Raw genomic sequence first — 17,368 nt, forward strand, 5'->3', positions numbered from 1 at the left:
CGCCAGCCTGCGGCCCTATCGGCGCGCGCCCATGGACGATGTAACCGCTACCCTGATTCCACTCGCCGAAGTGGACCCCGCCATGATCGAGGCGCTGCTCGACGGTGCCTTTGGCGAGGACCGGCATTCGCGCACGGCCTACAAGGTGCGCGAGGGGACCGACTGGCTGCCCGCATTGAGCTTCGCCGTGGTGGACGAGAACCGGTATCTCGTCGGGTCGATCCAGGTGTGGCCTGTCGCGCTGACCGACGATCGCGGTCGTCGCCATCCGCTGTTGATGGTAGGGCCGGTCGCGGTCGTGCCCGAACGCCACAACCAGGGCTTTGGCCAGGCGCTGTTCGCGGCCATGTTCGACGCGATGGACCCCGCTGCTGCCCTGCCCCAGGTGCTGATCGGCGATCCCGAATATTATGGCCGGTTCGGTTTCCACGCCGCACCCACGCAAGGCTGGGACCTGCCCGGCCCGTTCGAGCGTCACCGCCTGTTGGTGCGTAGCGATAATCCGGGCATTTTGCCCGACCACGGTACATTGGGCCCTTGGCTTGGGTGACAACAATGGCCATCTGGTACGAACCATGGCCTACGATATCCCACCCGACCTTGCCGGAATGAACCTGCTGGAAATCGCCGAGCAGGTGCAGGCGCGCAAGCTGCCTCCCGTCGACACGTGGAAGCCCGAAAGCACCAGCGACAGCCGCATGCGCATCGCCGCCGACGGCACCTGGTATCACGACGGCAGCCCGGTAACGCGCCCGGCGATGGTGCGCGCCTTTGCCAGCCTGTTGTGGCGCGATCCGGCGGACGGGCAGCATTACCTTGTCACCCCGCACTATCGCCAGACGATAGAGGTGGAGGACGCCGCCTTCATCGCTACCGACATGCGTGACGATGATGGCGCTCTCGCCTTCCGGCTCAACACCGATGAACTGGTGATCGCCGGACCGGACAATCCCTTGCGCGCAGAAGGCGATCCCGATGCCCCGTCCATCTACCTGGCGGTGCGCCACGGGTGCGAGGCGAAGCTGGACCGTTCCACCTGGATGCAACTGGCAGAGTTCGCGCTGGAGCGTGGCGGCGATGATCTGGCCGTTACCAGCCAGGGCGAGACCTTTTCCCTGAGGCCGTCAGCGTGACGGGGGCCGGATGAGCATGCTGTTCGACCGGCTGCAACGCCACTTTGCCCAAACGCAGCATGTCGGCATGGCCGGTATCCGGGACGATAGCGATTTCGTCGATCTGCCCGAGCTGCGCGATGCCGCGGTGCTGATCCCTGTTACCGAGCGTGACGAGCCCGGCGTGCTGCTGACCCATCGGCCCGATACCATGCCCAGCCACCCCGGACAGGTCTCTTTCCCCGGCGGCAAGCTGGAGCCGGGTGAAACCGTGATCGAAGCTGCCTTGCGCGAAGCGCACGAGGAACTGGCCATCGATCCTGCCCGCGTGCGCGTGGTGGGAGAGGCAACGACGTTCGTGACCGGCACCGGCTATCGCCTGACACCGGTATTGGGCGTCATTCCTGCCGAGATGGAAATCCGCCCCGACCCGCGCGAGGTCGCCGGCTGGTTCGAAGCGCCGCTTCGCCACCTTCTCGACCAGGACAATCACAAGCCCAAGATCGGCATGTTCAACGGTCACGAGCGGCCCTATGTCGAAATCGACTGGGACGGCCACCGCATCTGGGGCATCACGGCGGGGATCATCGCGCATCTTTCGCACCGGTTCACCGTGGATGACCTGCTTGGGTGAGTTAGCTCCGCAAACCCCCACCATCCGACCGTCCTGAGCTTGTCGAAGGACTGCTTTGTCTTCTAGCAACAACAAAAATCGGAGGGGCAACCCTTCGACAAGCTCAGGGTATCCGGAATTGGCAGACAAACTTCCCCCAACCCAATGGACGCAGCGCGCGGACCTTGCGCAGCTTGTCGGCGCGCTTGGTGCGGATAACCTGCGCTGGGTAGGCGGCGCGGTGCGCGATACGCTGCTGGGGCTTGCGGTAAAGGATATCGACGCCGCCACGCTGCTGCATCCCGAAAAGGTGATGGCGCGGTTGAAAGAGGCGGGCATCAAGGTCGTCCCCACTGGCCTCGATCATGGCACCGTCACCGCCGTACTCGATGGCGGCCCGGTGGAGGTGACGACCCTGCGCAAGGATGTCGCGACCGACGGCCGGCGCGCCACCGTTGCCTTTGCCGACAACTGGCAGGACGATGCCGCGCGGCGCGATTTCACAATCAATGCGCTTTACGCCCATCCCGAAACGCTGGAGATCTCCGACTATTTTGGCGGCCTCGACGATCTCGAGGCACGCCGCGTGCGCTTCATCGGCGACGCGCAGGAGCGTATTCGCGAGGATCATTTGCGGATCCTGCGCTATTACCGCTTCCAGGCGCGCTTCGGCTCCACGCTCGATCCCGAAGGAGAAGATGCCTGCGCCGCGCTTGCCCCGATGCTGAAGGGCCTCAGCCGCGAACGGGTGGCGATGGATTTGCTTTCCCTGCTGGGCTTGCCCGATCCGCTGGGCACCGTGCAGCGGATGTTCGATCGCGGGGTGCTGCCGGTAATCCTGCCGGAAGTCACCGCCGAGGGACTGGAGCGGCTGGCCGCCCTGATTGGGACAGAGCGCAGACAGGATGTCGCGCCGGACCCCGTCCGCCGCCTTGCCGCCATGCTGCCCGCCGATGCAAAAAACGCAGAGCAGGTGGCAGCGCGCCTGCGGCTTTCCAACGCCATCAGGAGACGCCTTGCGCGCCTGGCAAACCGGCAGCGCAGGCCGGGCGACCCGCGGGTGCTCGCCTACCGCGAAGGCACCGAAGTCGCGCGCGACCTGCTGCTGCTGGCAGATGAGCCCGTCGCACCGCTGGACGGCTGGGAAATCCCCCGGTTCCCCTTGCGCGGCGGAGAAATCGTCGCGCGCGGGGTCGATGCCGGGCCCGAGGTGGCGCGCATCCTGCAAGCGGTGGAAAATCGTTGGCTGGCAGAGGGTTTTCCCGGCGAGGACCGCGTTGCTGTCCTCCTCGACGAGGAACTGGACGACCGCGACCGATAGGCGCGACTCGCAGTTTGTCCTTGAAATTTTCTGCAGGGCTGGTGCAGGTAAGGTTCAGAGGCCGCCTGCTAGGTAGTCTTATATCGGGATCGGCGCTGCTTGCGCCGTCTGTGTCTGCCCCGGCGCGTTGCCGGGTGCTTGCCGCCCGATTGCCATTTCCGGCGCCACTTCAGGCCATGTCGGACGATTTTGAACTCCCGGACCCGCGTCATGCGAAGCGGTCTGGATGGAAGGGGATTACTTGCATGAAGAAGATCGCACTCACCGCCGCCGCGCTTGCCGCACTCGCTGCCAATCCTGCCTTGGCGCAGGACGTGGGCGACACCGTGATGGGCAATGACGGGAATGCCATCGGCACTGTCGCCGACGCGAACGAACAGGGCGTCCTGCTGACCGTGGGCGAATACCAGATCGCCATCCCCGCCGGTGCCTTTGGCACTAGCGAAGCCGGCCCGACGCTGAACATCAGCCGCGACCAGCTTGTGCAGATGCATGAAGAGCAGCTTGCAGCAGCCGAAGCGGCGCTGACTGCCGCCCTCGTCGAAGGCGCAGCTGTCGTCACCGCCGACCCGCAGCCGCTGGGCACCATCGAAACCGTGGACGAAGCCAACGTCGTGATCGTTCGCGAAGACGAAACCAAGGTGGCCCTGCCGCGTGAAATGTTCGCGGTGGACCCCAACGGCGCGCTGATTGCCCGCATCATGATGGCGGACCTCGAAGCTGCGCTCGCCGCGCAGGCCGATGCCGGCTAAGCTTTCGGCTTACCCAAATCACCAAGAGACCCGGCAGGAGCGATCCTGCCGGGTTTTTCTTTTGTGCAAAGGCTCGGTTCTCCAACCAATTTGGCTTGACCCGTCGTGACGGTTGGCGAAACGTCGGCGCATGTTCGATGAGGTCGCGCGCAAACAGTTGGATACAGACGGGTTCTGCCACGTGCCAGACCTGCTTCCGCAGCCTGTTATCGAACGACTTCGAGACTTCTTCGAACCGCTTCTGATTGCCGATACGGTGCCTCGCAAGGCGCTTCGCACGGCACCTGGCGGCAAGGTCGTAACAAATGTCGGAGACTTGTTCGCCTGGGGCGATCCTGCCCCGCTGGAACTGCTTGCCCTGCCCGAGGTCATGCAGATAGCCACGGCAATCTGCGGCGAGAACGTCTTTGTCGCGCAGGAATTTGCCGTCATCAAGCATCGCGGCGATGGCAACCCGGTGCTGTGGCACCAGGACATGGTCTATCGCCGCACTGCGCCATGCTTCACGATGGGCATCTATCTCGACGATGCCGACGCTGGTGACGGCGCATTACGCTACGTACCGGGCAGCCATCTGCGGGATGAACCGATCTGCGATCTGGCCGCGCTCCCCGCGGTGGAGGTTCCTGCAAGGGCGGGCGATGCGATCCTTCATGACATGATGGTTGCCCATTCATCGGAGCCTATGGAAGGCAACGCCATTCGCCGCGTGATCTACCTGGAATTCATGGCTGCCGAACTGGCGCTGGGCGAGGAGATTTATCCGCGCGACGTGATCGACAACCGCCGCCGCCTGCTCTTCGCTGCGCGTCGCTACCGGCGTGAGACATTCCCTGCGGCCAGCTGCTTCAAGCCGCGTCAGCGTGACCCGTCACCGAGGGACCGCCACCAGCCTCTCGGCCGTGTGCTGTCGGAAATCGCGGCCCATCCCCGGTTCCTGCGCTCCGCCAATTACTGTTTCGACCGCATCGCGGCCCAGCTCGATTAGGCTGGCGCCTCAGGTAAAGCTGTTATCCTTGGGGAAGCCCTGCGGCGGCATCCGGCCAGCGGCCCCGCGCGCCACTTTCCACATGCCGATCTCGTTCTCCGTCCGGGTGCGGTCGCCCTTGCCGCCCATCTGCCAGCTGAGGCCGTCCTCCAGTTTGAAGGTGGTGGCATCGGACAGGCCGCCATCGCGATAGCGTTGCAGGGTCACGCCCTGCCCGCGGGTCATCACCGGCATTTCCTCCAGCGCGAAGACCACCAGCTTGCGGTTCTCGCCCACCACGGCCACGTGATCGTGCTCTTTCGCCACTTCGCGCGCGACGATCAGTTTCGCATCGCCCTTCAGGTTCACCACCTGCCGGCCCTTGCGGGTTTCGGCCAGCAGTTCATCGGTAATGGCGACGAAGCCCTTGCCCACGGTGGAAGCGAGCAGCACCTGCTTGTCCTTTTCGTGCACAACCACCGCGATGATCTGGGTGGCGGCATCGATATCGAGCGTATTGCGCACCGGTTCGCCAAAGCCGCGCGCGCTGGGCAACTTGTCCGCGCCCAGCGTGAAGAAGCGCCCGTCCGCACCGCACAGCAGCAGCTTGTCCGTTGTCTGGCAATGGACGGCAAAGGCCGGGCCATCGCCCTCCTTGTACTTGAAATCGCCGCAGCCGTCCTCGCCAAGGTCCACGTGCCCCTTGGCCGCGCGCACCCATCCCTTGGCCGAGAGGATCACCGTCACCGGCTCTTTCTCGATCATGGCATCGGGATTGAATTCCACGGTAGGCGCAGCCTCGGCGATGGTCGTGCGGCGCGCACCGATGGCGGTATCCTCGCCGTATTCCTTGCGCAGGGCAGCCATGTCGCGCTTCAGGCGCGTGCGCTGGCGAGCCGGGCTTTCGAGTAGCTTCGTAAGCTCCTCCTGCTCCTTCAGCAGTTCGTCCTTCTCGGTACGAAGCTGCATCTCCTCCAGCTTGCGCAAGCTGCGCAGGCGCATGTTCAGGATGGCTTCGGTCTGCCGGTCGGTAAGGCCGAATTCCGCCATCATCACCGGCTTCGGCTCGTCCTCCGTCCGAATGATTTCGATCACCCGGTCGAGGTTGAGGAAGGCGATGATGTAGCCTTCCAGCAGTTCCAGCCGGTCCGCGATCTTCTCCAGCCGGTGCGCGGTACGCCGCTGCAAAATCTCGATCTGGTGCGTAACCCAGTTCTGCAGGAGTTCCTTCAGCCCCATCACCATCGGCGTGCGGGTGTGATCCAGCACGTTGAGGTTCAGGCTGAAGCGCGTTTCCAGATCGGTGAGCTTGTAGACGCTTTCCTTCAGCAGTTCGGGATCGACATTGCGGCTGCGCGGCACCAGCACGATGCGCACCTGCTCGTCGCTCTCGTCGCGCACGTCTTCCAGGATAGGCAGCTTCTTGTCGCCGATGGCCGCGGCGATCTGTTCGATCAGCTTGCTCTTGGGCACCTGGTAGGGAATTTCGGAGATGACCAGCTGGTATCCCCCGCCCTTCTGGCGCTCGATCCCCGCATCGCGATCCTGCGCGTTCTCCGCTTCCGCAGCAAAGAAGCGCCCGCGCACGCGGAAGGAACCGCGCCCTGTTTCGTAGGCGTTGGAGATCGCTTCCGGGCTGTCGACGACAAGGCCGCCGGTGGCGAAATCCGGCCCCTTGAACACGGTCATCAGCTCTTCATGGGTGACGTCCTTGTTGAACATCACCTTTTCGGCCGCGTCCAGCACCTCTGCCACGTTGTGGCTGGGGATGCTGGTGGCCATGCCCACGGCGATCCCGCTGGCGCCGTTCGCCAGCAGATTGGGGAAGAGGCCCGGCATGATGACCGGCTCTTCTTCTTCGTTGTTGTAGGTGGGGATGAACTCGACCGTGCCCTCGTCCAGCCCGTCCATCAGCTGCATCGCGGTGCGCGTCAGCTTGCATTCGGTGTAGCGGTAGGCGGCGGCATTATCGCCGTCGATATTGCCGAAGTTGCCCTGCCCCTCCACCAGCGGATAGCGCAGCGTGAACGGCTGGGCGAGGCGCACCATCGCATCGTAGACCGCCACGTCGCCGTGCGGGTGATACTTGCCGATCACGTCGCCCACCACGCGGGCGCTCTTCTTGAAGGTGGAATCGGGCGATAGGCGCAGCTGCCGCATCGTCCACAGCAGGCGGCGGTGGACCGGCTTCAGGCCATCGCGCAGGTCCGGCAGCGAACGCGCCGTAATCGTCGACAGGGCATAGACGAGATAGCGCTCCGAAAGCGCGCTTTCAAACGGTTCGCGGGTGATGCCCGCGCCGGAATCATCGGGTTCTTCAACGGTTGCCATGCGGTTTGCCCTATCACCGTCTCCACTCGGCGGACAGCGCGGAACGCTGCGCTTTCCCCACCCGTTAGAGGGTCAAACAGCAAATCATGAAACAGGAGCATCCCTCATGGCACAACGCGTAATGATCCTCGCCACCAATGGCTTCGAACAGTCGGAACTCGAAGGCCCGAAAAGCAACCTCGAAGACGCCGGTTACGAAGTCGTGGTCGTCAGCCCCGAAGACGGCCAGATCAAGGGCTGGGACAAGGACGACTGGGGCAGCCCGGTCGATGTCGACCTGACGCTGGCGGAAGCGAGCGCGAACGAATTCGACGCTCTCGTGCTGCCGGGCGGACAGATCAACCCTGACTTGCTGCGCGTGGAAGACAAGGCCGTTCAGCTGGTCAAGGACTTCAACACCGCAGGTAAGCCCATCGCCGCAATCTGCCACGCGCCGTGGCTGTTGATCGAGGCCGGCATCGTGAAGGGCCGCGAGGCGACCTGCTACCATTCCATCCGCACCGACCTGAAGAATGCCGGCGCGAACGTAGTGGACAAGGAAGTCGCACGCGATGGCAACCTGATTACCAGCCGCAATCCCGATGACATTCCCGCCTTCTCCGACGCGATTATTTCCGCGCTGAAGAAGGAAAGCGCCAAGCTTACCGAAGCCGCCTGATCCGAAGCCGTCTGATCCCCGGACCCGACCCGTCCCCCCCAAAGTACCGGGGATATCGGACTTCAAGAGACCTCGCTGCGCCGAACAGGTGCGGCGGGGTTTTTCTTGTGCCGCGCAAACGTGATGGCCGGACCCATGCACGCGTTCGCGCATTGGGATCAGCATGGGGAAGACAATGCTTGATATCATCCGCCTGAAAATCGGCGCACTTTTGCTAACCCTGATCCTGGTTGTTGGCGTCGCCGCGCAGGCGCAGGCGCAGGACGGGCGCACGGTCGCCGCCAGTTCGGAGCCGTACGTCTACAAGGTGGAGCAGTTGCAGAACGGCGGCGGTGCAGGCACCCCGCTGGAACTCGACACGCCAATGGGCATGATCGAGACATTCATGGCCGCAGGGCAGGAGGAGGACTGGCAGGCCGCCTCTGCCGCGATGGATTTCGCAAATACGGACGCTGATTCCACTGCCCGGCAAGAACTCGCCGCACAGCTTTACGATCTTTTGCATCGCTCGATCTCGATCAGCTGGTCCGACCTGCCCGACCGTCCCGACGCGGTGGATACCCTGGCCAGCGACAAGAACCCGATGGCGGGCGTCGCGCGCCGCTCGATCCGATTGGCCACGCTCGACCTCGATGGCCGCTCCGTACCGATCCGGCTCGCCCGCGTGCAGGCGCCTGGCGGGGAGCCGCTATGGGTATTCAGCCGCCAGACGGTGGCCAACGTGCCGGCACTTTACGCCCTTTATGGCCCGACGAAGTTCGAAAAATCCCTGCCGCCGGTGCTGCGAAAGCAGGCCTTCTGGACGCTGGCCTGGTGGGAGATCATCGCACTCCCGCTGATCCTGCTGCTGGGAGCCTTCGCAGCTGCGCTCACCTACCGCGGCATCGGCCACCTGCGCGACCGGATGGATGAGGACGGAAAGCTCCACGGCGTGTTGCAGGCGATCCAGATCCCCGCAACGCTGCTCGCCTTCGCAGGCACCTTCGCTGTCATCCGCAGTACGTTCTTCCGTCTGTCGGGCCCGGTCAGCGACCTGCTGAATCCTTTGCAGTTGCTCCTGATCATCGCCGCGGTCATCGGCATCATGCTGGCGGCGCTCGATTTCCTGTTCGATTTTGCCACCACCCGCCGCACCGACAAGCTGGAAGCGCCGGACAACAACGAGGACCGCGATTTCTACACCAAGATGAGCGCGATCCGACGCATCCTGACAGCCGTGCTGTTGCTGGCGGGCATCGGCTTCCTGCTGGTGGCCAGCAACATGTCGAACACGCTGGGCTTCTCCATCATCGCCTCTGCCGGGGTGCTGGGACTGGTGCTGGCATTCGCCGCGCGCAAGGTGCTGGGCGACATCATGGCCAGCGTGCAGATCGCCTTCGCCCGCAGCGCGCGGATTGGCGATGCCGTCTATTACGATGGCCAGTGGTGCTACGTCGAAAAGATCGGCTTCACCCACCTGCGCCTGCGCAGTTGGGACGAACGCCGCGTGATTGCCCCTGTCAGTGCTTTCACCAGCGAGAGTTTCGAAAACTGGACCAAGCAGGATCCCAGCCTGATGATGCATGTCGAGCTGGAACTGGATCACCGCGCCGACGTGGACGCGCTGCGAGAGCCCTTCCGCGAATTTGCCGATAACGACGAGGATGTGATCGATCCCGAGGATGCCGTGTGCGAAGTCGTCGGCCAGAATTCCCGCGCCATGGTGGTGCGCTTCATGGCCCGTGCGCAGGATCCGAAGGTCGGCTGGAAAATGCACTGCCGCATGCGAGAACACATGCTGGCCGCCGCAGCCCGGCTGGATGCCGCATCTGGCAACGAACCCGCCCCGGCCTACTTGCCGCGCGAACGCGAAGTGCGGATGGACATGTCGGTGGAGGAAGAGGTGGGCTGAGGCCTCGCCCTGTGCCGTCCGGGTTAATCGGCAGGGGCGAGACCGGATGCGAGCGACAAAATACGCGCAGATGCCACCTCGCCGGTCAGCGCGTAGGCGAACGGCCCGCTTTCCCAGTAGGCCAGCGAACGCCCCTCGCGGCTTTCTACCAGCGGCAGCTTCTCGGCAGGCGTTTCCGCGCGTGTGGCGAACAGCGACACACTTTCGCCTTGCGGGGTTTGCATCACCATGGCGACCGCAGGGCCAAGATCCGATGGGTAGACCTGCACATCCCGCACAGTCCATCCAGCCGGTAGCGCCGGCAAGTCTATGCCGGTCGCGGCAGCAATCTCGCCCCGATCAAGGTTTTGTGATTCAATCTGCGATGCCATGCGCAGGCGTGCCTGCGATGCATCGTAGGAGGCGTCGGCTTCCTCGATGAAGGAGGACGCGCTGGCCGGTTCGGACGGGTCGGCAGCGGCGTGCACGACCCAACCACCCGCAAATGCCATCGCCAGCATCGCTGCCCTGCGCCAATCACCGGCGCGCGGGGGCGCGGGTTTCTGCGGGAATGCAATCACCTCGCCGCTGCGACGCTTACGGCCGACCAGCGTGCCCTTGGTGCTGCCCGACACCCGCTCGAATGTGATCTGCGGCCAGCGTTCGCGCCAGCGCCGTGCGACGATCCGCTCACCCGGACGCGCGCCATCGTCCAGCAGCACGATTGCGCCGGAGGAGAGGCGATCGAAAAGGCAGTCCGCCGCGCCGCGCACGAATGGATGCACCGACCACGGCGGGCCGTCGATTATGAGCAGATCGATGCTCTCGGGCAAGTTCGACAGGTCGTACCACCGGCCCGGCCAGCCCGGTACACTGGCGGTCAGCGGCGCATGTGCCATCCGCGCTTCTGCGCCTTCCTCGCCCAGCCACTCGCGCGTCGCTTCGACGAAACCTGGGTGCTGGTCATAACTGTGCAGGGTGCCGCCGCCATTACGCTCCATCGCTTTCGCGCAGATCAGCGAGGTCGCCCCCGCGCCGAGTTCGACCACGTTGGCAGGGCGCAGTTCCTCCACCGCGTCTACGATGCGATGCAGGAAGCCGGTATCCGCTTTCCAGCTTCCGAGGTTCGGCAGGGCATCCTCGCGCAGGCCCACGCGTTCCAGCAGGCGGCGCTTCTCGGCCTTGCGCCCGCCCCACAGGCTGAACAGCAGCCACGGCCATCCGATTGCACCGAACGCCAGCCGATAGGCCACGTCGGATGCCGGGGTGCTGGAAGCGGGCGCTTCGTCCTCGTCGCTGGCGAGGGAGAATAGCGGCGTGGTGTTGCGAGATGTCATTCGAAAGGGTCCGGAGCAGCTAGGCGCGGGGATAGGCCCGGCGCTGGTAGAATCGAACGCGCCTGTTAGCCAACGGATTCTCGCCCAGTCATGAACGGTCGATCATGAACGGCCGATCACGAACGGCCGGTCAGAACCCCTGCGCGTCGTTGCTGTCGCTGGGAATGCGCACTTCCAGACCGTCCAGATCATCGCTCAGCATTATCTGGCACGACAGGCGACTGGTGGCGTGAACGTCTGCGGCGAGATCCAACATGTCTTCTTCGTCTTCGGCAGCCTCGGGCAGCTTGCCGAACCATTCGCGCGCGACGATCACGTGACAGGTGGAGCACGCCATCTGTCCCTCGCATGTCCCTTCCAGCGGCATTCCGGCCGCCTGCCCTACCTCGAGCAGGCGATCGCCGGGGGAAGCCGTCGCCTCAACCCGTTCGCCCTTGCGCGTAATGAAGGTGACTTTGATGGCGCCTATCCTTGCTGCGATGCAGCATTGATAAGCTTTTCAGCGGCCAGTTCAAGCTGCTCCATGCTGGTGTAGCGCCCGAAACCCAGCCTGATGGAACTCTTGGCCTTCTTCGCGCCCAGGCCGATAGCCTGCAGCACGTGGCTGGGCCTGCCCGATCCGCTGGCACAAGCCGAGCCTGCAGAGAACATCACGTCGCGGCAATCCGACATCAGGCGCGCGACATCCAGACCTTTCCTGCGGATGTTGAGGTTGCCGTGCCAGCGCGCCTCGGCGCTGCCGTTCAACTCCCAATCGGCGAACAGTTCGCGCGCGCGGTGCCACAGCGCCTCGACGTGGGCGGCATCGTCCTCCATCCGCTCCTTCGCCACCATGGCCGCCGCGCCGAACCCGGCGCACAGCGCGGGGCTGAGCGTGCCGGAGCGCAGGTTCGCCTCCTGCCCGCCGCCGGTCTGCTGCGGTTCCAGCTCGATGCCGTTCCTCACCCACAGCGCGCCGATACCCTTCGGCCCGTGGATTTTGTGCGCAGAAACGGCGATCATGTCCGCGCCCGCCAGCGGCATCTTGCCGTAGGCCTGCACCGCATCGCACAGGTAGAGCGCGCCTGCTTCCTTCGCCTTGCGGTGGAATTCCACCGTGGGCTGGATCACGCCGATCTCGTTATTCACCTGCATCACGCAGACGAGCTTGGTGTTGCTGGGAATATCCTGCTTCACGTTGCACTGCCCGTCCTTGGCGACGTTCAGTTCGTGCGCCTTGCCGATGGCATGAGCGGTATCGAGCACGGCCGCGTGTTCGATGGCAGAGACACTGATCGCGCCCTTGCCGGGGCACCCGCGCATGGCGAGGTTGATCGCCTCGGTCGCGCCGCTGGTGAAGATCACTTGGCCGTTCGGCGGAAACAGCGCGGCCACCCGTTCGCGCGCAAGGTCCACCGCCGCTGCCGCCATGCGTCCCATGCGGTGCGGGCTGTGCGGATTACCGAAGGCTGTGCCGTCCGGCCCGTCGAGCCATTGCAGCATGGCATCGCGCGCCTCGGGCGCCAGCGGAGTGGTGGCTTGGTAGTCGAGGTAGATCATGTCAGTGATTTCCAAGCGGCCGCGAAAGCATCGAGTTCCTCAGCGGTGGTGTTCCACCCCAACGATACACGGATGGTGCGGCTGGCCACATCGTCCGGCACGCCGAACGCATCGAGCACGCGGCTTTTCTTGAGCGTGCCGGACGAACAGGCACTGCCTGCGGAAACGGCGAAGCCCATCGCGTCGAGGCGGATCAGAAGCGCCTGCGCGCTCAAGCGTGGATGCGCTACCGAATAGATATGCGAGGCCTGAAGGCCAGGCATCAGGACTTCGCCTCCGGCATAAAGCGCATTCTTGAAATCGAATTGCTGTTCCACCGTTGTCGCCCAGCTTTCGATACCACCACACTCCAGTGCGGCAACCATGCCCATGATCGCAGGTAGATTTTCGGTTCCCCTCCGATACCCCCGTTCGTGCCCACCTGTGGGTTTGAGCATCGCGTAATCCCTGACGAGCAGGGCGCCGATTCCGATAGGGCCGCCAAACTTGTGCGCGGCCACGATGGCCATATCCGCGCCGTCGGGAATGGGATATTTTCCTGCACTCTGCGCGCAATCGACCAGCAGCAATCCATCGGCACCATGCACGGCTTGCGCCACCTTTGCGATATCCTGGATCGTCCCCGTTTCGGAATTGACGTGCTGAACCGCAACAAGCGTCCTGTTCTCTCCGCCAGTCTCAAGCTTCGCAGACGGTTCGCAAGCCCGGGCCACTAGGGAGAGATCGACTTCGCCATCCTCGCCTAGCGGTATCTTGGCCTCCCCCTCGCCGACGTAGCGGTGCAGGGCATCGTGTTCTATTGCACTGATTGCGGTGTGGATCGCCTGAACCTGCTCGTAGGCCAGCGCCGCCGCCTCGCTCGCCCCGCTGGTGAATATCAGTTCCCCGTCCCAGCCGAGCGCAGCCTTGCACCGGGTCCGGGCGTCCTCCAGCGCTGCCTTGGCCTTGCGCCCTTCGGCGTGGGGAGAGGACGGATTGGCCCACATCGCAAACCCCTCGTCCATCGCCGCTTTCGCCTCGGGGCGCAGCGGAGTCGTGGCGGCGTGATCGAGATAGATGCGCTGGGCTGGCACGGCGCTCAGGTAACAATTGCGAAAATTGGCATAATCCCTATATAGCCGCCCACTTCCTCCGCGCTACCCGCGTTGGCGATCCACATTCCAGCAGAGCAAACAACGCCCATGCCTCACGTTATCTTCCCCGGCCCCGAGGGCCGTCTCGAAGGCCGTTTCTCCCCCGCCCCGCGCCCCCGCGCGCCTGTCGCGATGATCCTGCACCCGCACAGCCAGGGCGGCGGCACCATGAACGACCGGATCGTGCAGCAGTTGTACAAGACTTTCGTTGCGCGCGGTTTCGCGACTCTGCGCTTCAACTTTCGCGGCGTGGGCAAGAGCCAGGGCAGCTTCGACAACGGCATCGGCGAACTGTCCGATGCGGCCAGCGCGCTCGACTGGGTGCAGCAGATCCATCCCGAAGCGCAGACCACCTGGGTCGCCGGCGTGTCCTTCGGCGCGCTGATCGGCATGCAGCTTTTGATGCGCCGCCCGGAAATCCGCGGGTTCATCTCCATCGCCCCGCCTGCGAACATGTACGATTTCTCGTTCCTCGCCCCCTGCCCGGCCTCCGGCATCTTCATCCAGGGCACGGCGGATACCGTTGTGCAGCCGCAGTCGGTGCAGAAGCTGGTCGACAAGCTGCGCACGCAGAAGCACATCACCATCCACCACGACGAGATCCCGCGCGCCAATCACTTCTTCGAGAACGAACAGGACGAGCTGATGAAGTCGGTCGACAACTACCTCGACTTCCGCCTCGATCCGAGCTGCCCGATCACCTGATCGCAGGCCTTCAAATTCAGTAACGCAGCGCGCGTCGGGACCATGGTTCCGGCGCGCGTTTTTCATGCCACTTGCAATTCCTCGTCTTATGTGTAACAGTATAACATGACTCACCGTTTCAAGAGTGAGCACATGGAAGAGGAAGAACCCCATGTCTTATGCCAATGCCACAGCCAGCCCCGCGGCCCGCATGCGCGCGGCAGCAGGGGTCGTCGCGATCCACGCCCTCGTCGGCGCCGGGGTCGTCATCGGCCTCACGATTACCGGCACCATCCCCAAGCCCGGTGTCATCGTCGACACCTGGGACATCAAGGACGAGCCGCCGCCCCCGCCGCCCAGGCCGGAGCCTGTCCCAGAGCCGGCCGAGCAGGCCTACGCTCCGGTAACGGCGCCCAAGCCGCCGATCGAACTGGAACGTTCCGCGCCTGTCGAGGCAGAACCGGTACGCCCCAACATCGCCACGGACGTGACATTACGCCCTCTGCCCGAGACCATAAATATCCCCGGTCCCGCAGTGACGCCCAGTGTGACGCCTGCCATCGAACCTGTTGGCGCGCGGCCCCGCAACGGACCCACGGGGTGGATCACTACCAACGATTACAGCCGCAGCGACCTTGTGCGAGAGCGCGAGGGCACGGCGGGTTATCGCCTGGTGATCGGCAGCGACGGGCGGGTGGATGCCTGCGAGATCACCCGCAGCAGCGGCCACGCTTCGCTCGATCGCAACACCTGTCGCCTCATCGAAAGCCGGGCGCGCTTCGAACCGGCCACGAACAATCGCGGCGACAGGACCGTCGGCACTTACACCGGCTCTGTCACCTGGCAGATTCCCGACTGAACGAGCTTCCGGTAGAGGCCGGGTTACTCCTGTCCGGCCTCTGCTTCGGCAACAGCGCTGTCGGCGGCTTCTATCGGGGTCTGTCCGTCATCCATCGGCACCAGCCAGATAGCCGCGTTGGCCAGCATCACGAAGGCGAGCAGCGCCATCAGCATGGCCTGCTTTGTAATTCCTTTGCGCCACAGCACGAAAGCACCCGCGCCCAGCGCGATGGCAGCAAGAACGATGATCGAGATGACGAGATCGAACATATACGCCCCCTAACGCGCCGAGCGTCGCCTCGCCAGCGCTAACGCGACTGATGCCATCCCGCTTGACTAGGGCAGGTTGCATCGGCAACCACCTGATCATGCACAACATCACCGACACTTCGCTCTCCCGCCGCTCCTTCATCGGAGCGCTGGGCGCTTCCACCGCGCTTACCGTCCTGCCCGGCTGCGTCACCACGCCCACGGGCGGCCAGGCCGGGGCAGAAGCGCTGCTGGACGACATCGCCTGGAACCTGCTGCGGTACGAGCCCACGCGCGCCACCGGCCTTGGGGTCGATACCGGTGCCCACGCCGCGCTGCGACGGCAGCTTGGCCCGGCGGGGCCGCAGGCACAGGATTCCAAGGCCGCCACCCTGCGCGCCGATCTGGAACGCGCCCGCGCCTTTCCCAAGGAGGGGCTGGACCCGGCAACCCGCACCAGCTTCGAAGTGGTCGAAAGCGCCTATTCCACCGCGATCGACGGCATGGCCCTTCCCTATGGCGATATCCCGGTCGGCAGCTGGCGCACGGCCCCCTACGCCGTCATCCAGAACGTGGGCGCCTATATCGACCTGCCCCGTTTCCTCGATTCCGACCACCCCATCGCCGACGAGTACGACGCGGAAGCCTATATCGCCCGGCTCGAGGAAATGCCCGGCGTGCTGGAGGGCGAGCTGGAAAAGATCACCAGCGCCCGCGCCATGGGCGTGGTGCCGCCCGACTTCCTGCTGGACAAGGCCATCGACCAGATGCGCGCCCAGCTGGACGATGTGCGGTCAGGCGGAGCGATGGTGGAATCGCTGGTGCGGCGCACGAACGAGGAAGGCATTCCCGGCAACTGGGAAGCGCGCGCGACCGAAATTGTGACCGGTCGGATTGCTCCCGCGCTGGAGGCGCAGCTGGCCGAACTCCAACGCGAACGCGCCGTCGCCGACAGCGACCCGGGCATGTGGTCCCAGCCGCGCGGGGATGAGTGGTACGACTGGTCGCTCCGCTCCAGCACCACCACCAATCTCTCGCCCGATGAAATACACGAACTGGGCCTGGAAACGCTCGAGAACATCCATGCGCGGATGGATCCGATTCTGCGCGACATCGGCTATACCCAGGGCACCGTGGGCGACCGGATGACCGCGCTTTCGGAAGACGAGCGCTTCATGTTTGCCGAAGGCGATCCGGGCCGGGCGGAAATCATGGCTTTCATCGAGGACCGCGTTGCCTGGATCAGGGCGCAGATGCCGCGCGCCTTCCGCGAACTGGCCAGCGGAAACCTGGAAGTGCGCCGCCTGCCCCCGGCAGAGGAACCGGGCGCGCCTACCGCCTATGGCGGCGCGGGCAGCGTGGATGGCACGGTGCCCGGCAAGATGTGGATCAACCTGCGCACCACCGATCTGCACCGCAAGTACGATGTGCCCACCCTCGTTCATCACGAGACGATTCCCGGCCACGTTTGGGAAGGCGAATATTCCAACAAGTTGCCTCTGATCCGCTCGATCCTCGCCTTCAACGCGTTCTCCGAAGGGTGGGCGCTGTATTCGGAACAACTGGCCGACGAACTGGGCGCCTACGACGAAAACCCGGCGTGGAAACTGGGCTACCTGCAGGATGCCGCCTTCCGCGCCTGCCGCATGGTGGTCGACACGGGCCTGCACCACAAGCGCTGGGGTCGCGAGCAGGCGGTTCGCTTCTTCATGGAAAGGAACGGAAACAAACGCGAACAGATCGCCAGCGAGGTGGATCGCTATTGCAGCTGGCCGGGCCAGGCGACCGGCTACATGGTCGGCAAGCTGGAAATCCTGCGCCAGCGCGAGCGCGCAATCAGCGAACTTGGCAGCGCCTACGACCTGAGGGATTTCAACCAGGCGGTAGTGGATGGCGGCAACGCTCCGCTGGACGTGCTGGCCGGGAACGTCGGCAGGTACATCGCGACCGCCGGATAGGAGA

The 17,368-nt window shown here is 64.5% G+C and carries 17 protein-coding genes; 11 read left to right on the forward strand and 6 right to left on the reverse strand.

Annotated features, from left to right (window positions below):
* Positions 1 to 31 precede the first annotated feature (31 nt).
* From D2V07_RS04375 to D2V07_RS04400, 6 genes are all read left to right on the forward strand, one after another.
* A complete protein-coding gene (locus tag D2V07_RS04375; RefSeq protein WP_119585150.1) occupies positions 32 to 550 on the forward strand; it encodes a GNAT family N-acetyltransferase in 519 nt (172 codons plus the stop codon).
* 25 nt (positions 551 to 575) lie between these two features.
* Positions 576 to 1,133 carry a DUF1285 domain-containing protein gene (locus D2V07_RS04380; protein WP_119585152.1) on the forward strand — a complete coding sequence of 186 codons (558 nt, stop codon included), beginning with the start codon at positions 576 to 578 and terminating at the stop codon, positions 1,131 to 1,133.
* Between the two features lie 10 nt (positions 1,134 to 1,143).
* The gene (locus D2V07_RS04385; RefSeq protein WP_119585154.1) at positions 1,144 to 1,746 is read left to right on the forward strand and encodes a CoA pyrophosphatase; all 603 of its coding nucleotides are present in this window, start codon (positions 1,144 to 1,146) and stop codon (positions 1,744 to 1,746) included.
* Positions 1,747 to 1,864: 118 nt separating this feature from the next.
* Positions 1,865 to 3,046, forward strand: a complete 1,182-nt coding sequence (locus tag D2V07_RS04390) for a CCA tRNA nucleotidyltransferase (RefSeq protein ID WP_119585156.1) — start codon at positions 1,865 to 1,867, stop codon at positions 3,044 to 3,046.
* Positions 3,047 to 3,291: 245 nt separating this feature from the next.
* Positions 3,292 to 3,798 carry a hypothetical protein gene (locus D2V07_RS04395; RefSeq protein WP_119585158.1) on the forward strand — a complete coding sequence of 169 codons (507 nt, stop codon included), beginning with the start codon at positions 3,292 to 3,294 and terminating at the stop codon, positions 3,796 to 3,798.
* A 130-nt stretch (positions 3,799 to 3,928) separates the two neighbouring features.
* On the forward strand, positions 3,929 to 4,786 hold the full coding sequence (locus D2V07_RS04400) for a phytanoyl-CoA dioxygenase family protein (protein ID WP_119585160.1): 858 nt from the start codon (positions 3,929 to 3,931) through the stop codon (positions 4,784 to 4,786).
* A gap of 9 nt (positions 4,787 to 4,795) precedes the next feature.
* Here the strand turns inward: D2V07_RS04400 and parC are convergent, their stop codons facing one another.
* Positions 4,796 to 7,096: a DNA topoisomerase IV subunit A gene (parC, locus tag D2V07_RS04405; RefSeq protein ID WP_119585162.1), complete on the reverse strand. Its 2,301-nt coding sequence runs from the start codon at positions 7,094 to 7,096 to the stop codon at positions 4,796 to 4,798.
* A gap of 106 nt (positions 7,097 to 7,202) precedes the next feature.
* Between parC and D2V07_RS04410 the strand changes: the two genes are divergently transcribed.
* Together D2V07_RS04410 and D2V07_RS04415 are read left to right on the forward strand one after the other, a co-directional pair.
* Positions 7,203 to 7,754 carry a type 1 glutamine amidotransferase domain-containing protein gene (locus tag D2V07_RS04410; protein ID WP_119585164.1) on the forward strand — a complete coding sequence of 184 codons (552 nt, stop codon included), beginning with the start codon at positions 7,203 to 7,205 and terminating at the stop codon, positions 7,752 to 7,754.
* Positions 7,755 to 7,929: 175 nt separating this feature from the next.
* A complete protein-coding gene (locus D2V07_RS04415; protein ID WP_119585166.1) occupies positions 7,930 to 9,645 on the forward strand; it encodes a mechanosensitive ion channel family protein in 1,716 nt (571 codons plus the stop codon).
* A 23-nt stretch (positions 9,646 to 9,668) separates the two neighbouring features.
* Here D2V07_RS04415 and D2V07_RS04420 read toward each other — a convergent pair whose 3' ends face one another.
* From D2V07_RS04420 to D2V07_RS04435, 4 genes are all read right to left on the reverse strand, one after another.
* Positions 9,669 to 10,961: a class I SAM-dependent methyltransferase gene (locus D2V07_RS04420; RefSeq protein WP_119585168.1), complete on the reverse strand. Its 1,293-nt coding sequence runs from the start codon at positions 10,959 to 10,961 to the stop codon at positions 9,669 to 9,671.
* A 130-nt stretch (positions 10,962 to 11,091) separates the two neighbouring features.
* On the reverse strand, positions 11,092 to 11,421 hold the full coding sequence (locus D2V07_RS04425) for a 2Fe-2S iron-sulfur cluster-binding protein (RefSeq protein WP_119585170.1): 330 nt from the start codon (positions 11,419 to 11,421) through the stop codon (positions 11,092 to 11,094).
* Positions 11,422 to 11,426: 5 nt separating this feature from the next.
* Entirely contained in the window at positions 11,427 to 12,500 is a 1,074-nt protein-coding gene (locus tag D2V07_RS04430; RefSeq protein WP_119585172.1) for a cysteine desulfurase family protein, read from the reverse strand.
* A complete protein-coding gene (locus D2V07_RS04435) occupies positions 12,497 to 13,573 on the reverse strand; it encodes a cysteine desulfurase family protein (RefSeq protein WP_119585174.1) in 1,077 nt (358 codons plus the stop codon). The genes D2V07_RS04430 and D2V07_RS04435 overlap by 4 nt, the downstream gene beginning before the upstream one ends.
* A 108-nt stretch (positions 13,574 to 13,681) precedes the next feature.
* On the opposite strand from D2V07_RS04435, the gene D2V07_RS04440 reads away from it, so the two are divergent.
* Positions 13,682 to 14,338, forward strand: a complete 657-nt coding sequence (locus D2V07_RS04440) for an alpha/beta hydrolase (RefSeq protein WP_119585176.1) — start codon at positions 13,682 to 13,684, stop codon at positions 14,336 to 14,338.
* A gap of 151 nt (positions 14,339 to 14,489) precedes the next feature.
* The gene (locus D2V07_RS04445; protein WP_119585178.1) at positions 14,490 to 15,176 is read left to right on the forward strand and encodes a TonB family protein; all 687 of its coding nucleotides are present in this window, start codon (positions 14,490 to 14,492) and stop codon (positions 15,174 to 15,176) included.
* Positions 15,177 to 15,199: 23 nt separating this feature from the next.
* On the opposite strand, the gene D2V07_RS04450 is transcribed toward D2V07_RS04445, so the two are convergent.
* Positions 15,200 to 15,427, reverse strand: a complete 228-nt coding sequence (locus D2V07_RS04450; RefSeq protein WP_119585180.1) for a hypothetical protein — start codon at positions 15,425 to 15,427, stop codon at positions 15,200 to 15,202.
* Positions 15,428 to 15,525: 98 nt separating this feature from the next.
* On the opposite strand from D2V07_RS04450, the gene D2V07_RS04455 reads away from it, so the two are divergent.
* The gene (locus D2V07_RS04455; RefSeq protein ID WP_119585182.1) at positions 15,526 to 17,364 is read left to right on the forward strand and encodes a DUF885 domain-containing protein; all 1,839 of its coding nucleotides are present in this window, start codon (positions 15,526 to 15,528) and stop codon (positions 17,362 to 17,364) included.
* Positions 17,365 to 17,368 lie beyond the last annotated feature (4 nt).

This window comes from Aurantiacibacter zhengii (assembly GCF_003584125.1).
GTDB classification, from domain to species: domain Bacteria; phylum Pseudomonadota; class Alphaproteobacteria; order Sphingomonadales; family Sphingomonadaceae; genus Alteraurantiacibacter; species Alteraurantiacibacter zhengii.